This window comes from Streptomyces sp. NPDC050433, assembly GCF_044458565.1.
Taxonomy (GTDB): Bacteria; Actinomycetota; Actinomycetes; order Streptomycetales; family Streptomycetaceae; genus Streptomyces.
Map to the genome: position 1 here is coordinate 206,442 of NZ_JBITIB010000008.1, position 20,097 is coordinate 226,538.

General features: G+C 71.8%; 16 protein-coding genes. 12 read left to right on the forward strand and 4 right to left on the reverse strand.

Annotation, left to right across the window (positions count from 1 at the left end; all coding sequences use genetic code 11):
• Positions 1–52: 52 nt before the first annotated feature.
• From dpgC to ACIBLA_RS12780, 9 genes are all read left to right on the forward strand, one after another.
• The gene (gene dpgC, locus ACIBLA_RS12740; protein ID WP_399198534.1) at positions 53–1,456 is read left to right on the forward strand and encodes a (3,5-dihydroxyphenyl)acetyl-CoA 1,2-dioxygenase DpgC; all 1,404 of its coding nucleotides are present in this window, start codon (positions 53–55) and stop codon (positions 1,454–1,456) included.
• Entirely contained in the window at positions 1,453–2,769 is a 1,317-nt protein-coding gene (locus tag ACIBLA_RS12745) for a PLP-dependent aminotransferase family protein (RefSeq protein WP_399198535.1), read from the forward strand. Before dpgC ends, ACIBLA_RS12745 begins: the two co-directional genes overlap by 4 nt.
• A gap of 4 nt (positions 2,770–2,773) precedes the next feature.
• On the forward strand, positions 2,774–5,959 hold the full coding sequence (locus ACIBLA_RS12750) for an amidohydrolase family protein (protein WP_399198536.1): 3,186 nt from the start codon (positions 2,774–2,776) through the stop codon (positions 5,957–5,959).
• Between the two features lie 195 nt (positions 5,960–6,154).
• Positions 6,155–6,838, forward strand: a complete 684-nt coding sequence (rpe, locus tag ACIBLA_RS12755; RefSeq protein ID WP_363245219.1) for a ribulose-phosphate 3-epimerase — start codon at positions 6,155–6,157, stop codon at positions 6,836–6,838.
• 102 nt (positions 6,839–6,940) lie between these two features.
• Entirely contained in the window at positions 6,941–7,990 is a 1,050-nt protein-coding gene (locus ACIBLA_RS12760) for a sugar-binding domain-containing protein (RefSeq protein WP_363245218.1), read from the forward strand.
• Between the two features lie 217 nt (positions 7,991–8,207).
• A complete protein-coding gene (locus tag ACIBLA_RS12765) occupies positions 8,208–9,650 on the forward strand; it encodes a GuaB1 family IMP dehydrogenase-related protein (protein WP_363245217.1) in 1,443 nt (480 codons plus the stop codon).
• Positions 9,651–9,828: 178 nt separating this feature from the next.
• Complete coding sequence (locus ACIBLA_RS12770) at positions 9,829–10,701, forward strand: RNA polymerase sigma factor SigF (RefSeq protein WP_399198537.1); 873 nt, start codon at positions 9,829–9,831, stop codon at positions 10,699–10,701.
• Entirely contained in the window at positions 10,698–10,901 is a 204-nt protein-coding gene (locus tag ACIBLA_RS12775; RefSeq protein WP_363245216.1) for a hypothetical protein, read from the forward strand. The genes ACIBLA_RS12770 and ACIBLA_RS12775 overlap by 4 nt, the downstream gene beginning before the upstream one ends.
• The gene (locus ACIBLA_RS12780; RefSeq protein ID WP_354609492.1) at positions 10,892–11,347 is read left to right on the forward strand and encodes an Lrp/AsnC family transcriptional regulator; all 456 of its coding nucleotides are present in this window, start codon (positions 10,892–10,894) and stop codon (positions 11,345–11,347) included. Before ACIBLA_RS12775 ends, ACIBLA_RS12780 begins: the two co-directional genes overlap by 10 nt.
• Positions 11,348–11,425: 78 nt before the next feature.
• Here ACIBLA_RS12780 and ACIBLA_RS12785 read toward each other — a convergent pair whose 3' ends face one another.
• On the reverse strand, positions 11,426–12,016 hold the full coding sequence (locus ACIBLA_RS12785) for a hypothetical protein (RefSeq protein ID WP_399198538.1): 591 nt from the start codon (positions 12,014–12,016) through the stop codon (positions 11,426–11,428).
• 298 nt (positions 12,017–12,314) lie between these two features.
• On the opposite strand from ACIBLA_RS12785, the gene ACIBLA_RS12790 reads away from it, so the two are divergent.
• Together ACIBLA_RS12790 and ACIBLA_RS12795 are read left to right on the forward strand one after the other, a co-directional pair.
• Positions 12,315–13,139: a carbon-nitrogen hydrolase family protein gene (locus ACIBLA_RS12790; protein WP_399198540.1), complete on the forward strand. Its 825-nt coding sequence runs from the start codon at positions 12,315–12,317 to the stop codon at positions 13,137–13,139.
• 97 nt (positions 13,140–13,236) lie between these two features.
• Positions 13,237–14,958: an NAD(P)/FAD-dependent oxidoreductase gene (locus ACIBLA_RS12795; RefSeq protein ID WP_363245213.1), complete on the forward strand. Its 1,722-nt coding sequence runs from the start codon at positions 13,237–13,239 to the stop codon at positions 14,956–14,958.
• A 13-nt stretch (positions 14,959–14,971) separates the two neighbouring features.
• Here the strand turns inward: ACIBLA_RS12795 and ACIBLA_RS12800 are convergent, their stop codons facing one another.
• On the reverse strand, positions 14,972–16,357 hold the full coding sequence (locus tag ACIBLA_RS12800) for a solute carrier family 23 protein (protein WP_363245212.1): 1,386 nt from the start codon (positions 16,355–16,357) through the stop codon (positions 14,972–14,974).
• A 245-nt stretch (positions 16,358–16,602) separates the two neighbouring features.
• Positions 16,603–17,850 (reverse strand): MFS transporter, encoded by a 1,248-nt coding sequence (locus ACIBLA_RS12805; protein ID WP_363245211.1) that lies wholly within the window; start codon positions 17,848–17,850, stop codon positions 16,603–16,605.
• Positions 17,851–17,979: 129 nt separating this feature from the next.
• Here ACIBLA_RS12805 and ACIBLA_RS12810 point away from each other — a divergent pair, with 129 nt between their 5' ends.
• Positions 17,980–19,164: an ROK family transcriptional regulator gene (locus tag ACIBLA_RS12810; RefSeq protein WP_399198564.1), complete on the forward strand. Its 1,185-nt coding sequence runs from the start codon at positions 17,980–17,982 to the stop codon at positions 19,162–19,164.
• 60 nt (positions 19,165–19,224) lie between these two features.
• Here the strand turns inward: ACIBLA_RS12810 and ACIBLA_RS12815 are convergent, their stop codons facing one another.
• Positions 19,225–19,971, reverse strand: coding sequence for an SDR family oxidoreductase (locus ACIBLA_RS12815; RefSeq protein WP_363244805.1), 747 nt, complete (start codon positions 19,969–19,971; stop codon positions 19,225–19,227).
• Between the last annotated feature and the right edge of the window lie 126 nt (positions 19,972–20,097).

Consider the following 20,097-nt stretch of genomic DNA (forward strand, 5'->3'; position numbering starts at 1 on the left):
GGACGGGGACCCGCACGCCCCCTCCCTCTCCCTCCTCGTCCGAAGGAACCGCGTGTCGACGTCAGGCTCCCCCAGATCCGTCTCCGCCCCCGCCACCGCCGTCGCCCCGGCGGGCGGTGCTGAGCTGTCCGCCGCCGCCCTCGCGCTGGCCGCCGAGATCCGCGACCGCGAGGCACCGCTGGCCGCGCTGCCGCCGCGCTCCGACCGCTCCGAGGAGCAGCAACTGGGAGCCGCGGCGGTCCACCGCGCCTGCCGCGAGCTGCGGGCCGCCTTCCTGCGGACCCACGCGGCGGCGGTCTACGACCGGCTGACCGAAGGACGTACCGTACGGCTCGGGCTGACCGAGCTGGCAGGCGCGGCGGCCGAGAGCTTCCCCGGACTCGTCCCGGACGGCGCCCAGCTGGCCGAGGAGCTGCGCCACGCGCAGGCGGACAAGGAAGGCCGGGAGATCGACCAGGGCATCTTCTTCCGGGAGATCCTGCGGCTGTCCTGCGCGGGCGCACATCTGGTCGACGTGATGCGGGACCCGACGCCCCGGGCACACGCGCTGCTGCCGGACTTCCGGGTCACAGGACGGGCCGAGCTGGGCAAGGTGACGGTGGAGCGGCACGGCGACGGCGGCCATGTGACCTTCCACAACGACTCCTGTCTCAACGCCGAGGACAACGAGCTGATCGCCCAGCTCGAAGTGGCCGTCGACCTCGTGCTGCTGGACGACGGGATCAGGGTGGGGGTGCTGCGCGGCGGGCCCATGACCCACCCGCGCTACCGGGGGCGTCGGGTCTTCAGCGCGGGCGTCAATCTGGCCGATCTGCACCACGGCCGGATTTCGTTCACCGGCTTCCTGCTCCAGCGCGAACTCGGCTACATCAGCAAGATGTACCGGGGTCTGTCCACACGGGGCCGCCCGGACACCTTCCCGGCGCACGGCGTGGAGAAGCCGTGGGTGGCGGCGGTGGAGACGTTCGCCATCGGCGGCGGCACCCAGCTGCTGCTGGTGATGGACAAGGTGATCGCCGCCGCCGACTCGTATCTCAGCCTCCCCGCCGCGCAGGAGGGCATCGTGCCCGGCGCGGCGAACTTCCGGCTGGCGCGGCTGACCGGCGGCCGGATGGCCCGCCAGGCGGTGCTCGGCGGACGCAAGATCTGGGCGGGCGAGCCGGACGCCCGGCTGCTGATCGACGAGGTGGTCGACCCGAAGGCGATGGACCGGGCGGTGGACGACGCGGTGACCCAGCTGGCGGCGCCCGCCGTGCTCGCCAACCGGCGCATGCTGCGTGTCTCGGAGGAGCCTGTCGACGCGTTCCGCGCGTACATGGCGGAGTTCTCGCTGGCCCAGGCCGAACGGCTCTACGGCGAGGACGTGCTGGACAAGGTGGGCCGCTTCTCGGCGCGGTCGGGGACGGGGCCCTCGGCCACCGATCCGCTGAAGCCCGGCGCGGAGACGGGCCGGTGACCGCCGGGGCGGGTGTCGTCCTGCGGCGCGAGAGCCTGCACAGTTCCCTGGGCTCCCCCGCCATGGGATCGATCAACTTCCTCAACGAGGTGATGGGCCGCTTCCCCGACGCGCTCTCCTTCGCACCGGGCGCCCCCCACATCAGCTTCTTCGACCAGATCGACATCCCCCGGCACATCGACCGCTATCTCCGCCATCTCACCGAGGACCGGGGGCTCAAGCCCGACCGGGCCGAACGGCTCCTCTACCAGTACGGGCCGAGCCGGGGTCTCATCGGCGATCTGGTGGCGGGCGCGCTCCGCACCGACCAGGGCATCGACGTGACGCCCGAGTCCGTGGTGATCACGGTCGGCTGCCAGGAGGCGATGCTGCTGGCGCTGCGCGCGCTCGCCGCCGAGCCCACGGATCTCGTGGCGGTCGTCAACCCGTGCTTCGTCGGTCTGTCCGGGGCGGCCGGCCTGCTCGGCGTGGACCTCGTCCCGGTCGACGACACCGACGACGGGATCGACTTCGACCGGCTGGACGACGTGTGCCGGGCCGCGCGCGAGGCGGGCCGCCGTATCCGGGCCCTGTACGTCGCGCCGGACTTCTCCAACCCGTCCGGCGGCTTCCTCGGCCTGGCGGACCGCCACCGGCTGCTCGACGTCGCCGCCCGCGAGGACTTCCTCCTGCTGGAGGACAACGCCTACGCGTTCACCGCGCGACAGCCGGGCGCGCTCCCGCCGCTGAAGGCGCTGCCCGGCGGTGAACGGGTCGTGCATCTGGGCACGTTCGCCAAGGTGTGCATGCCGGGAGCCCGGGTCGGTTACGTCGTCGCCGACCAGCGGGTACGGGACGCGTCGGGCCGCACCGGGCTGCTCGCCGACGAACTCGCCACCCTCAAGAGCATGGTGACGGTCAACACCTCGCCCATCGCCCAGGCCGTCGTCGGCGGCATCCTGCTGGAGCACCGGGGCTCGCTCGCCTCGGTCGTCAGAGCCAAGGCCGCGCTGTACCAGCGCAATCTGCGTCTGTTGCTGGACGCGCTGGACCGCGCGCTCGGACCGGGCACCGGCGCGCCCGCCGGGGTTTCCTGGAACCGGCCGCGCGGCGGCTTCTTCGTGCGGGTCCGGCTTCCCGTACCGGCGGACGAGCGGCTGCTCGAACGGTCCGCCCGCGAGTTCGGAGTGTTGTGGACTCCGATGTCCCACTTCTATCTGGGCAGCGGCGGGGACTACCAACTCCGCCTGGCTTGTAGTTACTTGGACCCCGACGCGATCAAGGAAGGGGTCGCCCGACTGGCCCGCTTCCTGCACGCGGTCTGTCCCTCCTGACGGTATGTCCCTCCTGAAGAAACACGAGAACCTGATGGACGTCACGAACTCCGCCCCCGCCCCCGCTCCCGGCCCGAGCAGACGGCATGTCCTGGCCGTGAGCGGTGCGGTGACCGCCGGCGCGCTGACCGCCGGGGGTACGAGCGCGGGCCGGGCCGCCGCGGCCGGCACGGAGCCGGGGCGGCCCGCCGAGCGACCCGGCGGTACGCCTCGTGCCGTCACCGTCACCGTCTCCGAGGGCACCAACATGGCCGCCGCCCTCTCTCCCGACGGCACCGGCCTCGCCGTCGACGTACTGAGCGCGATCTGGCTGGTCCCCGGTGCGGGCGGCGCCGCCGTCCGGCTCACCGGCGAACTGCAGGACGCCACCCAGCCGCACTGGGCGCCGGACGGCAGCCGTGTCGTGTTCCAGTCCTTCCGCGACGGCGCCTACCAGCTGTGGTCGGTGAAGCGCGACGGCACCGGCCTCACCCGGCTGACCGACGACGCGTATGACAACCGCGAGCCGCAGTACGCGCCCGACGGCAGCCGGATCGTCTTCACCTCCGACCGGTCGGGCAGCAACGACCTGTGGCTGCTCGACCCGGCCACCGGCGTCCGTACGCAGCTCACCACCGGCCCCGACGAGGACGGCACACCCGCCTGGTCGGCGGACGGCAGCACGATCGTCTGCACGGTGAACGACGCGGCGATCGACTCCGTGGACGTGGCGACCGGGACCAGGACCCGGCTGATCACCGCGAGCGCCGGAGCGAAGATCTTCGGCCCGGCGCCGAGCCCGGACGGGCGCCGGGTGAGCTATGTGCAGTTCGCGGGGACCCGAGCCGATGTCATGATCGACGGCCAGGTGGCCGCCGCCGGCGAGGACGTGCACGCCGTGCGCACATCCTGGACCTCGGACAGTGACCTGCTCTACACGGCAGGCGGGCGCGTCCGGCGGCTGCGCCCCGGCGGCACCCCCCGGACGGTGGACTTCACCGCGACGGTCACCTTCACCCGCAAGCCCTGGACGCCGCGGGTCAGGGACTTCACCTCCCAGGCGGCCAAGCAGGCCAAGGGAATCGCGAGCCCGGTCGTCTCCCGCGACGGGCAGCGCATCGCCTTCCGGGCCCTGAACGCGCTGTGGGTGATGAAGACCGGCGAGGCCCCCGTCAGACTGGCCGACGACGGATTCTTCAACTCCGACCCCGACTGGTCCCCCGACGGCACGGCCCTCGTCCACGCGAGCGACCGCTCGGGAACGGCCGCGCTGTGGCGCCGGGACCTCACCGGCGGTGAGCCGGTACGGCTGACCTCCCTGCCGGGCGCGCAGCTCACCCCCCGCTGGTCCCCGGACGGCACGAAGATCGCCTACCAGGACGAGAACGGCGCGACCTGGGTGCTGGAACTCGCCTCCGGCGCCGTACGCCAGGTGCTGCCCGTCCTCTTCCAGCCGGGCCGCCCCACCTGGTCCCCGGACGGCGCCCACCTCGCGGTCGCCGCCAACCAGCCCTACTCCAGGCGCAACCGGGCCGGGCTGAGCGAAGTCCTCACCGTCGACCTGGCCACCGGCGCCACCCGCTCCCAGCCCGTGGCCGCCCACCGGTCGATCGCCACCCGGGGCGACGACGGACCCGTGTGGACCCCGGACGGCAAGCACTTCGTCTTCGTCATGGAGAGCACGGCGTGGCGGGTGCCCGTCGATCCCACCGGACAGATCACCGGCGCACCCGAGCAGATCACCGCGGAGGTCACCGACTCCCTCTCCGTGGACACGCGCGGCCGTCTCTTCTATCTGAGCAACGGCACGCTGCGCACCGTCCCGCTCACCGGCGGCACCCCGCATACCGTGCCCGTCCCCCTCACCTACCGCAGACCGGCGACTGCCCGCACCGTGGTGCTCCGCGCCGGTGCCGTGTGGGACGGGCGCGCCCATCAGTTGCGCGGCGCCGCCGACATCGTCGTCAGGGGCGACCGGATCGCCGCGATCCGCCCCGCGGGACAGGGCCGGGGCGACACCGTCGTGGACCTGTCGGGCCTGACCGCGATGCCCGGCCTGGTCGACGCCCATCTGCACTGGCACATACGCGGCCGGCAGTGGGGCGACCGCACGGGACGCCTGCTGCTGTCGTACGGCATCACCACCGTGCTGTCACCGGGCGATCCGGCCTACCAGATGGTGGAGACGAGGGAGGCCATCGAGTCGGGCGCCCAGGTGGGGCCGCGCTTCTTCGGTACGGGCGACGCCCTGGACGGGGCGCGGGTGTTCTGGAACTTCGCCCGTCCCGTGGTCGGCACCGACCAGCTGCGGCTGGAGATGGAGCGCGCCGAACGGCTCTCGTACGACCTCGTCAAGACCTACATCCGGCTGCAGGCCCCACTGGAGCGCGCGGTCACCCGCCAGGCACACGAGCGGGGGCTGCTCGTCACCTCGCACTACGCCTACCCGCACGCGGCGTACGGCATGGACGCCATGGAGCACACGGGCGGCGGCAACCGCGTCGGCTACTCGCAGACCCAGACCCGGCTGGGCAGGGCATACCAGGACGCCATCGCCGTCCTGACGGCCGCCGGGATGCCCGTCACCTCCACGCTGATGAACTCCTCCGTGCTGCTCGCCGACGACCGTTCCCTGGTCACCGACGAACGGACCCGCCTGCTCTACCCGCCGTGGGACTACACGGCCCTGGTGGCCAAGGCGGACGCGGCCGGCGGCCCGGACGCCGGGCTGAACCGCGCGCTGCTGGCGGGCGGCGTCGACATGCTGCTGCGCGTACAGCGCGGCGGCGGCAGCGTCATCGCGGGCTCGGACGCCCCGCTGGACGATCCCGCCCTGTCGCTGCACCAGAACCTGCGCGCGATGGTGCGGGGCGGCTTCACCCCGTACGAGGCGCTGCGCACCGCCACCGCCAACCCCGTCCGGCGCATGGGCGTGGACGACGACCTCGGTGCGCTCGAAGCGGGCATGCTCGCCGATCTGGTCTTCGTGGACGGCGATCCGCTGCGGGACATCGACGCGGCGGCGGCCGTACGGACGGTGGTGACGGGCGGCACGGTCCGTACGGTGTCCTCGTTGCTGGAGCCCTTCAGGGCCACACGTACGCCGTCTCCCGCTGCCAATGCGAAGGAGCGGTCCCTGGTGTCCGCGCGGACCGAGCGCCGGTACGGGTGGCAGGACCCGCGCCCCGGCGGGACGGGCTGTCTGTGCTGAGGAAGAGCTGAGGGAGAACCGGCGGGGGCCGGGTCGGTGGCCACTCCGGCGCCCACTCCCACCGCCGCCCACAGAATCGGTGAATCGCACACGGAACCGTTGAAACGCGAGGATTGCGCGCTGTGTGCCCGGCCCCGGCGCCCGATGCCGCCCATCGCGGCGGGGAAGTCGCCCGGAGCATGGCAGGCTTGGCACATGGCCCAGATCAACCCCAGCATCCTGTCCGCCGATTTCGCCCGTCTCGCCGATGAGGCGAAAGCCGCCGAAGGCGCCGACTGGCTGCACGTCGATGTCATGGACAACCACTTCGTGCCCAATCTGACCCTCGGTGTGCCGGTGGTCGAAGCGCTTGCCCGCGCGACGGAGACCCCGCTGGACTGCCATCTGATGATCGAGGCCCCCGACCGCTGGGCGCCGCAGTACGTCGAGGCGGGAGCCGGTTCGGTCACCTTCCATGTGGAGGCGGCGGCGGCCCCTGTACGCCTCGCGCGGGAGATCCGCGCCAAGGGCGCGCGCGCCTCGATGGCGCTGAAGCCCGCGACGCCAGTCGAGCCGTACGAGGACCTGCTCCCCGAACTCGACATGCTGCTGATCATGACCGTCGAGCCGGGCTTCGGCGGCCAGGCCTTCCTGGACATCATGCTGCCCAAGATCCGCCGCAGCAGGGAGCTGATCTCCAAGCACGGACTGGAGCTGTGGCTCCAGGTCGACGGCGGAGTCTCGGCCGAGACCATCGAACGGTGCGCCGACGCGGGCGCCGACGTCTTCGTCGCGGGATCGGCGGTGTACGGCACGGACGACCCGGCGGCAGCCGTACGGATGCTGCGCCACCAGGCCGACGAGGCGACCGCCTCGGCCGGCTGGGCCTGTGCCCACTGAGCCACAACTCCACACGGCCGCCGGGCCACGGCTGAATGAACGGCGCCCAACCGGGCTGATCAAGGACCGCCGAGTCTGACAGGATGAGAGCGCGTCCAGAGTGTGAACAGCAGTGAGGAGATCGCGGTGTCTGGTATGTCGGCGGGTCGGTCGGCCCTGCGCATGGGACCCGCGGAATTGGTGCAGGCGGCGGCCATGGCCCGGCGCTTCTATCTGGAGGGCAAGTCCAAGATCCAGATCGCCGAGGAGTTCGGCGTCAGCCGCTTCAAGGTGGCCCGGGTCCTGGAGACCGCGCTCGAACGCGACCTCGTGAGGATCGAGATCCGCGTCCCCGCCGAGCTGGACGCCGAGCGTTCCGACGCCCTGCGGGCCCGCTACGGCCTGCGGCACGCCGTCGTCGTGGAGTCGCCCGCCGAGACCGCCGACGAGTCGCCCGACCCCGAGAACCTCGGCGAGGTCGCCGCCGACCTCCTCGGCGAACTGGTTGTCGAGGGCGACATCCTCGGCCTCGCCTGGGGCCGCTCCACCATCCACATGGCCGCGGCCCTCGACCGGCTGCCGCCCTGCACCGTCGTCCAGCTGACCGGTGTGTACGACGCGGGCACCGCCGAGCGCGGCTCCGTCGAGGCCGTACGCCGCGCCGCGCAGGTCTCCGGCGGCGAGGCGCACCCGATCTACGCCCCGATGCTGCTGCCCGACCCGGCGACGGCCGCCGCGCTGCGGGCCCAGCCCGGAATCGCCCGCGCCTTCGAGTACTTCGACAAGGTCACCGTCGCCGCCGTCTCCATCGGCTCCTGGGAGCCGGGGATCTCCACGGTCCACGACATGCTCACCGACGAGGAGCGCTCGCACTACGCGTCCCTCGGGGTCGAGGCCGAGATGTCCGCGCACCTCTTCGACGCGGAGGGGCGGCGGGTCGGACGTGACCTCGGTGAGCGGTGCATCACCGTCGAGGCCGACCGGCTGCGCCGTATCCCCGAGGTCGTGGCGATCGCGGGCGGCCAGCGCAAGGGCGCGGCCATCGGAGCCGTTCTGAGATCCGGACTCGTCACGAGCCTGGTGACCGACACCGCAGCCGCCGACTTCCTGCTGCACGACTTCGCGCCCGGCCCCCGCCCGGCCCTGGAGCGCGCGGACCCCGACGGCGAGTGAGTCCGGCGCTCCCCGGTGACCAGCACGTACGCGGTCTCGGGCGAAGCCACCAACGCCCCCGGCGCGCATCGGCCGATGGTACGGAAAGCACCCCGCCGGTTCGCCAGAAACGTGTGCCATCGGCGATGATGACGTAGGAGCCGCAGCCGGGACCGTCACCGGTCGGAGCTGACTCCCCACCCGCCCTTTCCGTAGAACCGCAGGTGAGAGAGTCGGTATGCGTTTCCTCAATGATCTGAAGCCGCCGTACGACCTGACGTACGACGATGTGTTCATGGTGCCGAGCCGTTCGGCCGTCGGCTCCCGGCAGGGCGTGGACCTCGCCGCACCCGACGGCTCCGGCACCACCATCCCCCTCGTCGTCGCCAACATGACGGCGATCGCGGGCCGCCGGATGGCGGAGACCGTCGCCCGGCGCGGCGGCCTCGTCGTCATCCCGCAGGACATCCCGATCGAGGTCGTCACCGAGGTCGTCTCCTGGGTCAAGACGCGCCATCTCGTGCTCGACACCCCGATCATCCTGGCACCGACGCAGACCGTCGGCGACGCCCTGTCCCTGCTGCACAAGCGGGCGCACGGTGCCGGAGTGGTGGTCGACGGCGATCTGCGTCCCGTCGGGGTCGTCACCGAGCACGACCTGACCGGGGTCGACCGGTTCACCCAGCTGTCCGAGGTCATGTCGAAGGACCTGCTGCTCGTCGACGCCGGCATCGACCCGAGCGAGGCGTTCGACCGGCTCGACGGCGCCAACCGCAAGCTGGCACCGGCCGTCGACGGCGACGGCAAGCTGGTCGGCATCCTCACCCGTAAGGCGGCTCTGCGCGCCACGCTCTACACCCCGGCCACCGACGCGCAGGGCCGGCTCCGTATCGCCGCCGCCGTCGGCATCAACGGCGACGTCGCGGGCAAGGCGCAACAGCTCCTCGACGCCGGCGTCGACACGCTCGTCGTGGACACCGCGCACGGCCACCAGGAGTCGATGCTCACGGCGATCAGGGCCGTCCGGGCGCTCGATCCGAAGGTGCCGATAGTCGCGGGCAACATCGTGGCCGCCGAGGGCGTGCGCGATCTCATCGAGGCCGGCGCGGACATCATCAAGGTCGGTGTCGGGCCCGGCGCCATGTGCACCACCCGCATGATGACCGGCGTCGGGCGACCGCAGTTCTCCGCCGTCCTGGAGTGCGCCGCCGAGGCGAGGAAGTACGGAAAGCACGTCTGGGCGGACGGCGGCGTCCGCCATCCGCGCGACGTCGCCATGGCGTTGGCCGCCGGTGCGTCGAACGTCATGATCGGTTCCTGGTTCGCCGGTACGTACGAGTCGCCCGGCGACCTCCAGCAGGCCGCCGACGGACGGCTCTACAAGGAGTCGTTCGGCATGGCGTCGGCACGCGCCGTACGGAACCGTACGAGCGAGGAGTCGGCGTACGACCGCGCCCGCAAGGCGCTCTTCGAGGAGGGCATCTCCACCTCGCGGATGTTCCTGGACCCGGTGCGGCCGGGTGTCGAGGACCTGATCGACTCGATCATCGCCGGGGTCCGGTCCGCGTGCACCTACGCCGGGGCCGGCTCGCTGGAGGAGTTCGCGGAGAAGTCGATCGTCGGTGTGCAGAGCGCGGCCGGTTACGCGGAAGGCAAGCCGCTGCACGCCAGTTGGAGTTAGCAGGGGCCGCTCCCACCTCTCTGACCTGCCATCTCTCCCTCGTACGCGGGACGTTGTCCCGGTTGTCGCAGCCGCGGTGACCGGGACTGGCATATCCCGGTCGGGATCCGGGAGACATGACTGGGTTCGGTCTGGGTACACGGGCTGTGCACTGTCCAACGGAACAGGGGAGGACACAGTGTCCACGGCGAACACAGTCCCGACCGACAGCACGCGGTACGGCACCCACCAGGCCGACTTGGCGGAACTGGGGCTTCCGTACGTGGAGTGCCCGGCGGACGTGGCACCCAAGGACGCACGGGAGATCTCGCGGATCTTCTTCGTCCGGCTCGCGGAGCTGGAGGAAGGCACACACGAGCACAACTACGTCCGCAACACTCTCATCGAGCTGAACCTGGCCCTCGTGCGGTACGCGGCGACGCGCTTCCGCAACCGCTCGGACCAGATGGAGGACATCGTCCAGGTCGGCACCATCGGCCTCATCAAGGCGATCGACCGCTTCGAGCTGAGCCGCGAGGTGGAGTTCGCGACGTTCGCCGTCCCGTACATCGTCGGTGAGATCAAGCGCTTCTTCCGTGACACGAGCTGGGCCGTCCATGTGCCGCGCCGGCTCCAGGAGTTGCGGATCGACCTGGCCAAGGCGACCGACCACCTGTCGCAGGAGCTGGACCGCGCGCCGACGACGCCCGAACTCGCCGACCACCTCGGCCTCGACGAGAACGAGGTCATCGAAGGCGTCGTCGCGAGCAACGGCTACACGGCCGGCTCGATCGACCTGCCGTCGGACGACACCGCCGACTCCTCGTCCCCGCTCTCCGACCGACTCGGCGCGCCCGACGCGCAGTTGGAGGCCGCGGAGAACGTGCAGGCGCTCAAACCGCTGATCGAGGAGCTGGACGACCGCGAGCGGTGGATCCTCCAGATGCGCTTCGGCGCGGAGATGACGCAGTCGGAGATCGGGCAGGAGCTGGGTGTCTCCCAGATGCATGTGTCGCGACTGCTGTCGCGGATCACCGGGCGGCTGCGGGAGGGCCTGCTGGCGGTCGAATGACCGATCGGCACGCCGGGCGGTCCCAGACCGCCCGCACCCGCTTGCCGCCGGGCAGCGGCCGGATCTCCACGCGGGCCCTTCGCGCGGTGCGGGGCGGCGTCGGCCTCGTGGTCTACTTCGATACGGGGCGCGCCGCCCCCTCGGCCGGCCCCGGCAGAACCACCACCCGCAGAGAAGTGATCCGCCCGCAGTGCGACTGAACAAGCTCGACGAACGCATCGTGCACGCCCTCGCCGAGGACGCCCGCCGCTCCTTCGCGGACATCGGCTCCGAGGTGGGCCTCTCGGCGCCCGCCGTGAAACGGCGCGTCGACCGGCTGCGTGCCGAAGGCGCCATCACGGGCTTCACCGTGCGGGTGGACCCGGCCGCGCTCGGCTGGGAGACCGAGGGGTTCGTCGAGATCTACTGCCGGCACAAGACCTCGCCCGAGGACATCCGGCGTGGTCTGTCGCGCTACCCGGAGGTGGTGTCCGCGTCGACCGTCACGGGCGACGCCGACGCCGTGGTCCAGGTCTTCGCGTCCGACATGCGCCACTTCGAGCGGGTGCTCGAACTGATCGCGGGGGAGCCGTACGTGGAGCGTACGAAGTCGGTCCTGGTGCTCTCCCCGCTGCTCAGGCGCTTCTCGTCGGGCGCACCCGGCTGACGCCGACGGTTGTGGTGCCGGGGCTCCCGTCCCCTGTGCGGGAGCCCCGGCCGTCTCACGCCGCGCCGGTCGGCCGGCTCAGAACTCCGGCTCCCAGGGCAGCACCTTGAAGTCGCCGGTGCCCGCCTTGACCTTCTCGAACGGCGCGGAGCTGACGCACTTCGGCAGCTGGGGCTGCTCCACGGGATTTCCGGTGGAGGCCCAGCTGTAGCCCAGCCGGTCCTTCCCGCCCACGTCGTGCACCGTGACGCCGACCCGCAGGCCCTCGGCACCCGGCAGGCCGGACTTGGTGATGACGCCGCTCACGACGGCCACCTTCCCGCCGGTGAGCAGGCAGTCGACCGTGGCGTCCGCCGACGCGCCGTCGCCGTTCAGGTAGTGGCTGAACCGGAAGGTGCCGGTCGCCTTGGTCGGGTCGCCGTTGTCCTTGGCGGCGAGGTGGGCGTCGAAGGTGAAGGTGATGTCGTCACCGAGCGAGCGGTACAGCTTGGCGGAGCCGGTGAGCGCCGCCGCCTCGCGCGTCGTGCCCCGGTCACCCGCTCCGGCGCCGTCGGTGTCCGTCGCGACGGCCGATCCGCCGGTGATGGCGACGGCGGTGGCGATCAGCAGCGCGGCCCCCACCACCGCGGCGCGGCTGCGGCGGCGGGGCGACGGTGCGGCAAGACTCATGGAAATCCCCCTTCTCAGGAGTACCGGTTCCCCCGGTACCGATGACCTGCGCCGGGCTCCCCCCGGCTCGATCACCGTCCCGCGCGGGCCCCCACCGGGGCGTCACGCCACGGTCCCCGTCCACTCCGCCGAACGGCGGAGAACCGGCTACGACCAGCGGCGCAACGAATCGCCGTGGACAGGCCCGAAGACGCAACGAACGCCCCGCCCACACGCAACAGAGGCGCCTTGTCGCGGCGGAAGCCGGAGCCGTACCGTCAAGGCGTCCCCCCGAACACCTGACGTCCCGAGGTCCGCCATGCCGTCGTCGCGTATCGCCCTGCTCCAGAGCTCCGGCCGGCCCGGCGACACCGTGAAGAACCTTGAGGTCGTCGACGGCGCCGCCCGTGCCGCCGCGGCCGGCGGGGCGTGCCTGCTGGTCTGTCCCGAGATGTTCCTCACCGGCTACGCGATCGGCGCGGACGTGTCCCGGCTCGCCGAGACCGCCGACGGCCCGGCCGCCGGGGCCGTGTCCCGTATCGCCGACGAGTACGGCATCGCGGTCCTGTACGGCTACCCGGAACGCTCCGCCGACCCCGCGCGGCGGGAGACGATCCACAACGCCGCCCGGCTCGTCGGCCCGGACGGCTCGCCCCTCGCCGACTACCGCAAGACCCACCTCTTCGGCGGCTTCGAGCAGGAGTGGTTCACGCCGGGCGACACCCCCGTCGTCCAGGCCGACCTCGACGGCCTGCGGGTCGGAATCATGATCTGCTACGACGTCGAGTTCCCGGAGAACGTACGCGCCCACGCGCTCGCCGGGACCGATCTGCTGCTGGTGCCCACCGCCCAGATGCATCCGTTCCAGTTCGTCGCCGAATCGGTCGTCCCGGTGCGCGCCTTCGAGAACCAGATGTATGTGGCGTACGTGAACCGGACAGGCCACGAGGGCGAGGGCGCCGACGCGTTCGAGTTCGTCGGGCTGAGCTGCCTGGCCGGGCCGGACGGCACCACGCGCGCGAGGGCGGGCCGCGGCGACGAGTTGCTGTTCGGCGACGTCGACCCCGAGCTGCTACGGGCCTCCCGCGCCGCCAACCCGTATCTGCGTGACCGGTGCCCCGGCCTGTACGGCTCGCTGCACTGACCGGGACAGCGACCGCGACCGCCCCGCGACCGCCCGCGACATCCCCAAGACCGCCCCCGCACCACACCCGCACGCCCCCGCAAGGAGTCCGTACCCCATGACGTCCACGGTGCCCACCTCCGTCCAGCACTCCGAGGCGCAGCCGTCGGCCGCCCTGCCGCCGATCACCATGTTCGGTCCGGACTTCCCGTTCGCGTACGACGACCACCTCGCCCACCCCGCGGGCCTCGGCCAGATCCCGGCGACCGAGCACGGCGCCGAGGTCGCGGTCATCGGCGGCGGACTCTCCGGCATCGTCGCCGCGTACGAACTGATGAAGATGGGCCTGCGTCCCGTCGTCCACGAGGCCGACCGGATCGGCGGCCGGCTGCGCACCGTCGGCTTCGACGGCTGCGACCCCTCCCTCACCGCCGAGATGGGCGCGATGCGCTTCCCCCCGTCGTCCACGGCGCTCCAGCACTACATCGACCTGGTGGGCCTGGACACCGAACCGTTCCCCAACCCCCTTGCCCCCGGCACCCCTTCGACCGTCGTGGACCTCAAGGGCGAGTCGCACTACGCCCGTACGATCGACGACCTGCCGCAGGTCTACCGCGACGTCATGGCGGCCTGGAACACCTGCCTGGAAGAGGGCGCCGACTTCTCCGACATGAACCGTGCCATGCGCGAGCGCGACGTACCGCGCATCCGGGAGATCTGGGCGCGGCTGGTGGAGAAGCTCGACAACCAGACCTTCTACGGTTTCCTCTGCGACTCCGACGCCTTCAAGTCCTTCCGGCACCGAGAGATCTTCGGCCAGGTCGGCTTCGGTACGGGCGGCTGGGACACCGACTTCCCCAACTCGATCCTGGAGATCCTGCGCGTCGTCTACTCCGAGGCCGACGACCACCACCGCGGCATCGTCGGCGGCAGTCAGCAACTGCCGCTGCGGCTCTGGGAACGCGAGCCCGCCAAGATCACGCACTGGCCGCTCGGCACCTCGCTCTCCTCCCTGCACGGCGGCGTGCCGCGCGGCGCCGTGACCCGGCTGCGCCGCACGGCGGGCAACCGGATCACCGTCACCGACGCCTCGGGGGAGATCCGCACCTACCGCGCCGCCGTCTTCACCGCGCAGTCCTGGCTGCTGCTTTCGAAGATCGACTGCGCCGACTCGCTCTTCCCGATCGACCACTGGACGGCGATGGAGCGCACCCACTACATGGAGTCGTCCAAGCTGTTCGTGCCGGTGGACCGGCCGTTCTGGCTGGACGAGGCCGTCGACGACCGGGGCGAGCCGACCGGCCGCGACACCATGTCGATGACGCTCACCGACCGGATGACGCGCGGCACGTACCTCCTGGACAACGGGCCTGGCAAGCCGGCCGTCATCTGTCTCTCCTACACCTGGTGCGACGACAGCCTGAAGTGGCTGCCCCTGTCGGCGAACGAGCGGATGGAGGTCATGCTGAAGTCGCTCGGCGAGATCTATCCGAACGTCGACATCCGGGCGCATGTCATCGGCAGTCCGGTGACGGTCTCGTGGGAGAACGAGCCGTATTTCATGGGCGCGTTCAAGGCGAACCTGCCGGGTCACTACCGCTACCAGCGCCGCCTGTTCACCCACTTCATGCAGGACCGGCTGCCCGCGGACAAGCGCGGGATCTTCCTGGCGGGCGACGACATCTCCTGGACGGCGGGGTGGGCCGAGGGCGCCGTACAGACCGCGCTGAACGCCGTGTGGGGCGTGCTGACCCACTTCGGCGGCGCGACGGACGCGACGAATCCGGGGCCGGGTGACGTCTACGACGCGATCGCGCCGGTGGAACTGCCGGAGGACTGAGCGGCCCCACCGGTCACTTCCCCTGGTCCCCGCTGTCGTACGTGGACGTGCCGGAGTCGAGCAGCGGTCCGTCGCCCTTCAGATGCGGCGGGGCGAAGGCGCGGAGCACGTGGTAGCCGACGATCACCACGAGCGTGCCGAGCGCGATCCCGCTGAGTTCGAAGCTGTCGGTGAACTTCAGGCTGACCCCGCCGACACCGATGATGATGCCCGCGGCGGCCGGTACCAGATTCAGCGGATTACGCAGATCCACCCCGGCGTTGATCCAGATCTGCGCACCGAGCAGACCGATCATGCCGTACAGGATGACCGTGATCCCGCCCAGCACCCCGCCCGGAATCGCGGCCACGACGGCGCCGAACTTCGGGCAGAGTCCGAAGAGCAGGGCGAAGCCGGCGGCGGCCCAGTACGCCGCGGTCGAGTACACGCGGGTCGCGGCCATCACGCCGATGTTCTCGGAGTACGTGGTGTTGGGCGGCCCGCCGACGGCGGTGGAGAGCATCGAAGCGGCGCCGTCGGCGGCGATCGCCGTGCCCAGCTTCCCGTCGAGCGAGGTGCCGGTCATCTCGCCGACGGCCTTCACATGCCCGGCGTTCTCCGCGATCAGCGCGATCACCACCGGCAGCGCGACCAGGATCGCCGACCACTCGAAGCTCGGCGCGTGGAAGTCCGGCAGGCCTATCCAGTCGGCCTTACCGACCATGGACAGGTCCAGCCGCCAGTGGTCCACGGACTCCGCGCCGCCCGCCGGGGAGTGGATCTTTCCGAAGACCCGGTCGAAGAGCCAGGAGACGCCGTAGCCGAAGACCAGTCCGAGGAAGATCGCGATACGTGACCAGAAGCCGCGCAGACAGACCACGGCCAGCCCGGTGACCACCATCACCAGCAGCGCGGTCCACTGGTCCTGCGGCCAGTACGTCTTGGCGGAGACCGGCGCCAGATTGAATCCGATGAGCATCACGACCGCGCCCGTCACCACCGGCGGCATCGCGGCGTGGATGATCCGGGCGCCGAAGCGCCGCACGGCGAGCCCAGCGAGGAAGAGCGCGACGGCGACGACGAAGACCGCGCCGGTCACGGTGGCGCTGTCGCCGCCCGCCGCCCGGATGGTCGCGGCGACCCCGACGAAGGAGAGCGAACAGCCGAGATAGCTCGGCACCTGGCCGCGCGTGGCCAGCAGGAACACGATCGTCGCGACGCCGGACATCATGATCGCGAGGTTGGGGTCGAGACCCATCAGGACGGGCGCGACGAACGACGCGCCGAACATCGCCACCACATGCTGGGCGCCGAGTCCCGCCGTACGGGGCCAGGAGAGCCGTTCATCGGGGCGTACGACGGCGCCGGGCGCAGGCGTGCGCCCGTCGCCGTGCAGGGTCCAGCGCACACCGAGCTTCATGAGGGGTGGCTCCACTTCCGAGATACGGCGCCGAAAAGATCAGCGTCATGGTAGGGCCTGCTGTCTACGGGCTTCGGGCCGCGTCCACAAGCCCCCAGCTCCTCACCATCCGGCCTCGGTCGTCGCCGACAGCGCCCGGATGCGGCAGGCCAAGGCCCGACTGCACGTCGGCGAACCGGAGTTGCGCCGCACCCAGCGCCAACAGGCGCCGTACTGGTGGCCGTCGCAGCCCAGGACCGGACCCGTCAGTCGTTCTGCACGGAGGGCGCGGGTGCGGGGCCGGGCGCGGGTGCTCCGGCATCCGGTGCCCCGGCGTCCGGAGCCGTACGCCGGTCCCCGGTCCTCAGCACGCTCGCCCCCAGCACCAGACCGAAGGCCAGCACGGTCACCAGCCCGAAGGAGACGACCAGCGACGTCGCGTCGGCCACCGCGCCGATCGCCGAGGGGGCGATCAGCCCCGACGTGTACGTGATCGTCGCGACGCCCGCGATGGCCTGGCTGGGGTTGGGCCCGCTGCGCCCGGCGGCGGCGAAGGCCAGCGGTACGACCACCGCCACCCCCAGCCCGACGAAGGCGAACCCGCCCATCGCGACCACCGGATTCGGCGCGAAGACCACCAACGCGCCCCCGAGGGTGGCGGAGAAGCCGCCCACCCGCACGCAGCGCACGGCGCCGAAGCGGTCGACGACCCGGTCGCCGAGCAGCCGCGCGATCGCCATGGTGAGCGCGAAGGCCGTGGTGGACGCGGCGGCGAGACCGGGGGAGGTGTCCAGTACGTCCTCCAGATACACCGCCGACCAGTCGAGGCTCGCGCCCTCGGCGAAGACCGCGCAGAACCCGATCGCGCCGATGAGCAGCGCGGACTTCGGCGGCAGGGCGAAGCGTGGCGGCGGCTCGTCGTCCGGCGCGCTGCGCAGGTCGAGCACCCACCGGCAGGCGAGCAGGCCCACGACCGTGAGCACGGTGGCCGCGATCAGATGGTGCACGCGCGCGTCGCTGTCCAGGTGGGCGGCGAGCGTGCCGCCCGCCGAGCCGAGAAGCGCGCCCGTGCTCCACATGCCGTGCAGGCTGGACATGATCGACTTGTCGAGCCGGTTCTCGATCTCCACGCCGAGCGCGTTCATCGCCACGTCGGACATGCCCGAGGTGGCGCCGTACACGAAGAGCGCCAGGCAGAGCGTCAGCAGGTTGGGGGCGAGCGCGGGCAGCGTGAGGGAGAGCGTCCAGAGCGCGAGCAGCCCGCGCAGCGCCGTACGCGCGCCGAAGCGGTGGCTGATCGCGCCGGCCAGCGGCATCGCGACCGAGGCGCCGATGGCGGGGAAGGCGAGCGCGAGGCCCAACTGCCCGGCGCTCAGGCCCGCGTGGTCCTGGATCCAGGGGATACGGGTGGCGAAACTGCCGGTGACGGAGCCGTGCACACAGAAGACCGCGGCCACGGCGAACCGTGCCTGGCGCAGTCGTTGTTTGTCGAAGACCGGTGTCCCAGTCGGCATTGCGTCTCGTCCTCCCCGTGCGGCGCGGTGACGCCCGCCCAACAGTGCGGCAGTAAACTATCAGGAACCCTGCATGATAAATAGATGGCACTACCGCGAGAGATCGCGGACATCTGGAAGGATCCCGGCATGGCCGCATCCCCGAGCACGGCACGGGCCATCAACGACCGTCTCGCCCTGGAACTGCTCCAGGAAGAAGGCCCGTTGACGGCGGGACAGCTCAAGACCCTCACCGGGCTCTCCCGGCCCACCGTCGCCGACCTCGTGGACCGGCTGCAAGACACCGGCCTGGTCAGGATCGTGGGCGAGACGGGCGGCAGACGCCGCGGCCCCAACGCGCGGCTGTACGGGCTGGCAGCCGACCGGGCGCACCTCGCGGCGCTCGACGTCAGGACCCGGAGCGTCGCCGTCGTCGTCAGCGACCTCCTCGGGACGACACTCGCCGAGGCCGTGCTGCCCATCGGCAGCGACACCGGCACCGAACCGGCCGTCGAGGGCGCCGCGGCCCTGCTGGAGCGGACGGCCCACGAGGCCGGCGCCGTACGGCTGCACAGCGTCGGCATCGGTGCGCCCGGCCTGATCGACCCGGTGACCGGTGAACTCCGCGAGACCAGCGGCCTGCCCGCCTGGCACCGAAGACTCGTCGCCGCGCTCCAGGAACGCCTGCCCGCCACCGTCCTCGTCGAGAACGAGACCAACCTCGCCGCCGTCGCCGAACAGCGCGCCGGCGCCGCCCGCGACCAGAGCGCGGGCACCTTCGTCCTGCTGTGGCTCGGCCTCGGTGTGGGCGCCGCGCTCGTCCTGGACGGGAAGGTCCGGCGGGGCGCGTCGGGCGGCGCGGGCGAGATCGGCTTCCTGCCGGTGCCCGGTACCTCGGGGCTGCCCTCCGCCACCGCCTGCGACGGCGGGTTCCACACGCTCGCCGGCTCGGCCGCCGTCTGCGAACTCGCCGAGCGGCACGGCCTGTTCGCCGATGCCGGCCCCCAGGAGCCGCCCGCGGCGGCCGTCGTCCGCGCCGCCCTCACGGCGGGCGCGGCGGGCGACGCCTTCCTCGACGCCCTCGCCGCGCGCCTCGCGGTCGGCGCCGCCGCCATCAGCGCCGTACTCGATCCGGGTCGCGTCGTGCTGGGGGGCGAGGTCGGCCACGCGGGCGGTACGGCACTGGCCTCCCGTGTCGAGGCCCGCCTCGCGGAGATGTCCCCCCTCCGTACGGAGGTGGTGGCCAGCCCGCTGGGCGGCGCGGCCGTACTGCGGGGAGCGCTGCTCACGGCGCGGGACGCGGCCCAGGACGACCTCTTCGCACCACCGGTCTGACGAGAGCTTCCGCAGGGCCTTCCCCAGGGCTTTCCTCCAGGGCTTCCCCTCAGCGCTCCCTCACAGCTTCCGCGTCGCCAGGAAGTCCTCGAACGTCTCCTTCCCCACCGCTCGTTCGGGTGTCAGCTGGTCGCCCCGGCGGTAGCCCGCGTACGCCTTCCCGAACAGTGGCAGCGTCACCAGCCGTCGCCGGTGGCCCGTCGCCCGCAGATAGGCATCCGCCAGATCGCGAACCGTCCGGACCTCGGGACCGCCGAAGTCGGGAACCCGGCCCGACGGCGGGCGCGTGGCCAGGTCCGCCAGCCGGGACGCGACCTCCGCCGAGCCGACCGGCTGCAGACGCACCTCGGCCGGCAGCAGGGCGGCGACCGGCAGTTTCGTCGCGCCCTCCAGCATCCGCAGCACGAGATCGTGGAACTGGGTCGTGCGCAGAATCGTCCAGCCGAGACCCGAATCCTCCACCATCCGCTCGACGATCCGCTTCGTCCGGTGGTAGCGCAGCGGCAGTCGGTCGACCCCGACGATCGAGACGTGGACCAGATGCGGAATCCGCGCCCGTACGGCCGACTCCACCAGATGCGCCGCAGCCCGGTCGTCGTCGCCGCGCTGCGAGGACGCGCAGTGCACGACCACGTCCACACCCCTCAACGCCGCGTCGAGACCTCTGCTGTCGTCGTCGCGCAGATCGATGGCGTACGGCTGTGAACTGCGGCTCAGCACCCGGACATGGTGTTCGTCCGTGCGCAGCCGGTCCACGACCTGTCTGCCGAGTGTTCCCGTACCACCGGTCACGAGGATGGTTGCCATGGCCCAAGCCTGCCAGCGATTGACGCACCGTCGGCCGACAGGGTGCGAGTCGCCGACACGGCCACGGCCACCGTCTGTGAGGCAGGGCACACACGGGCCCTGGATGGCCGACATTCAGGCGTGGCA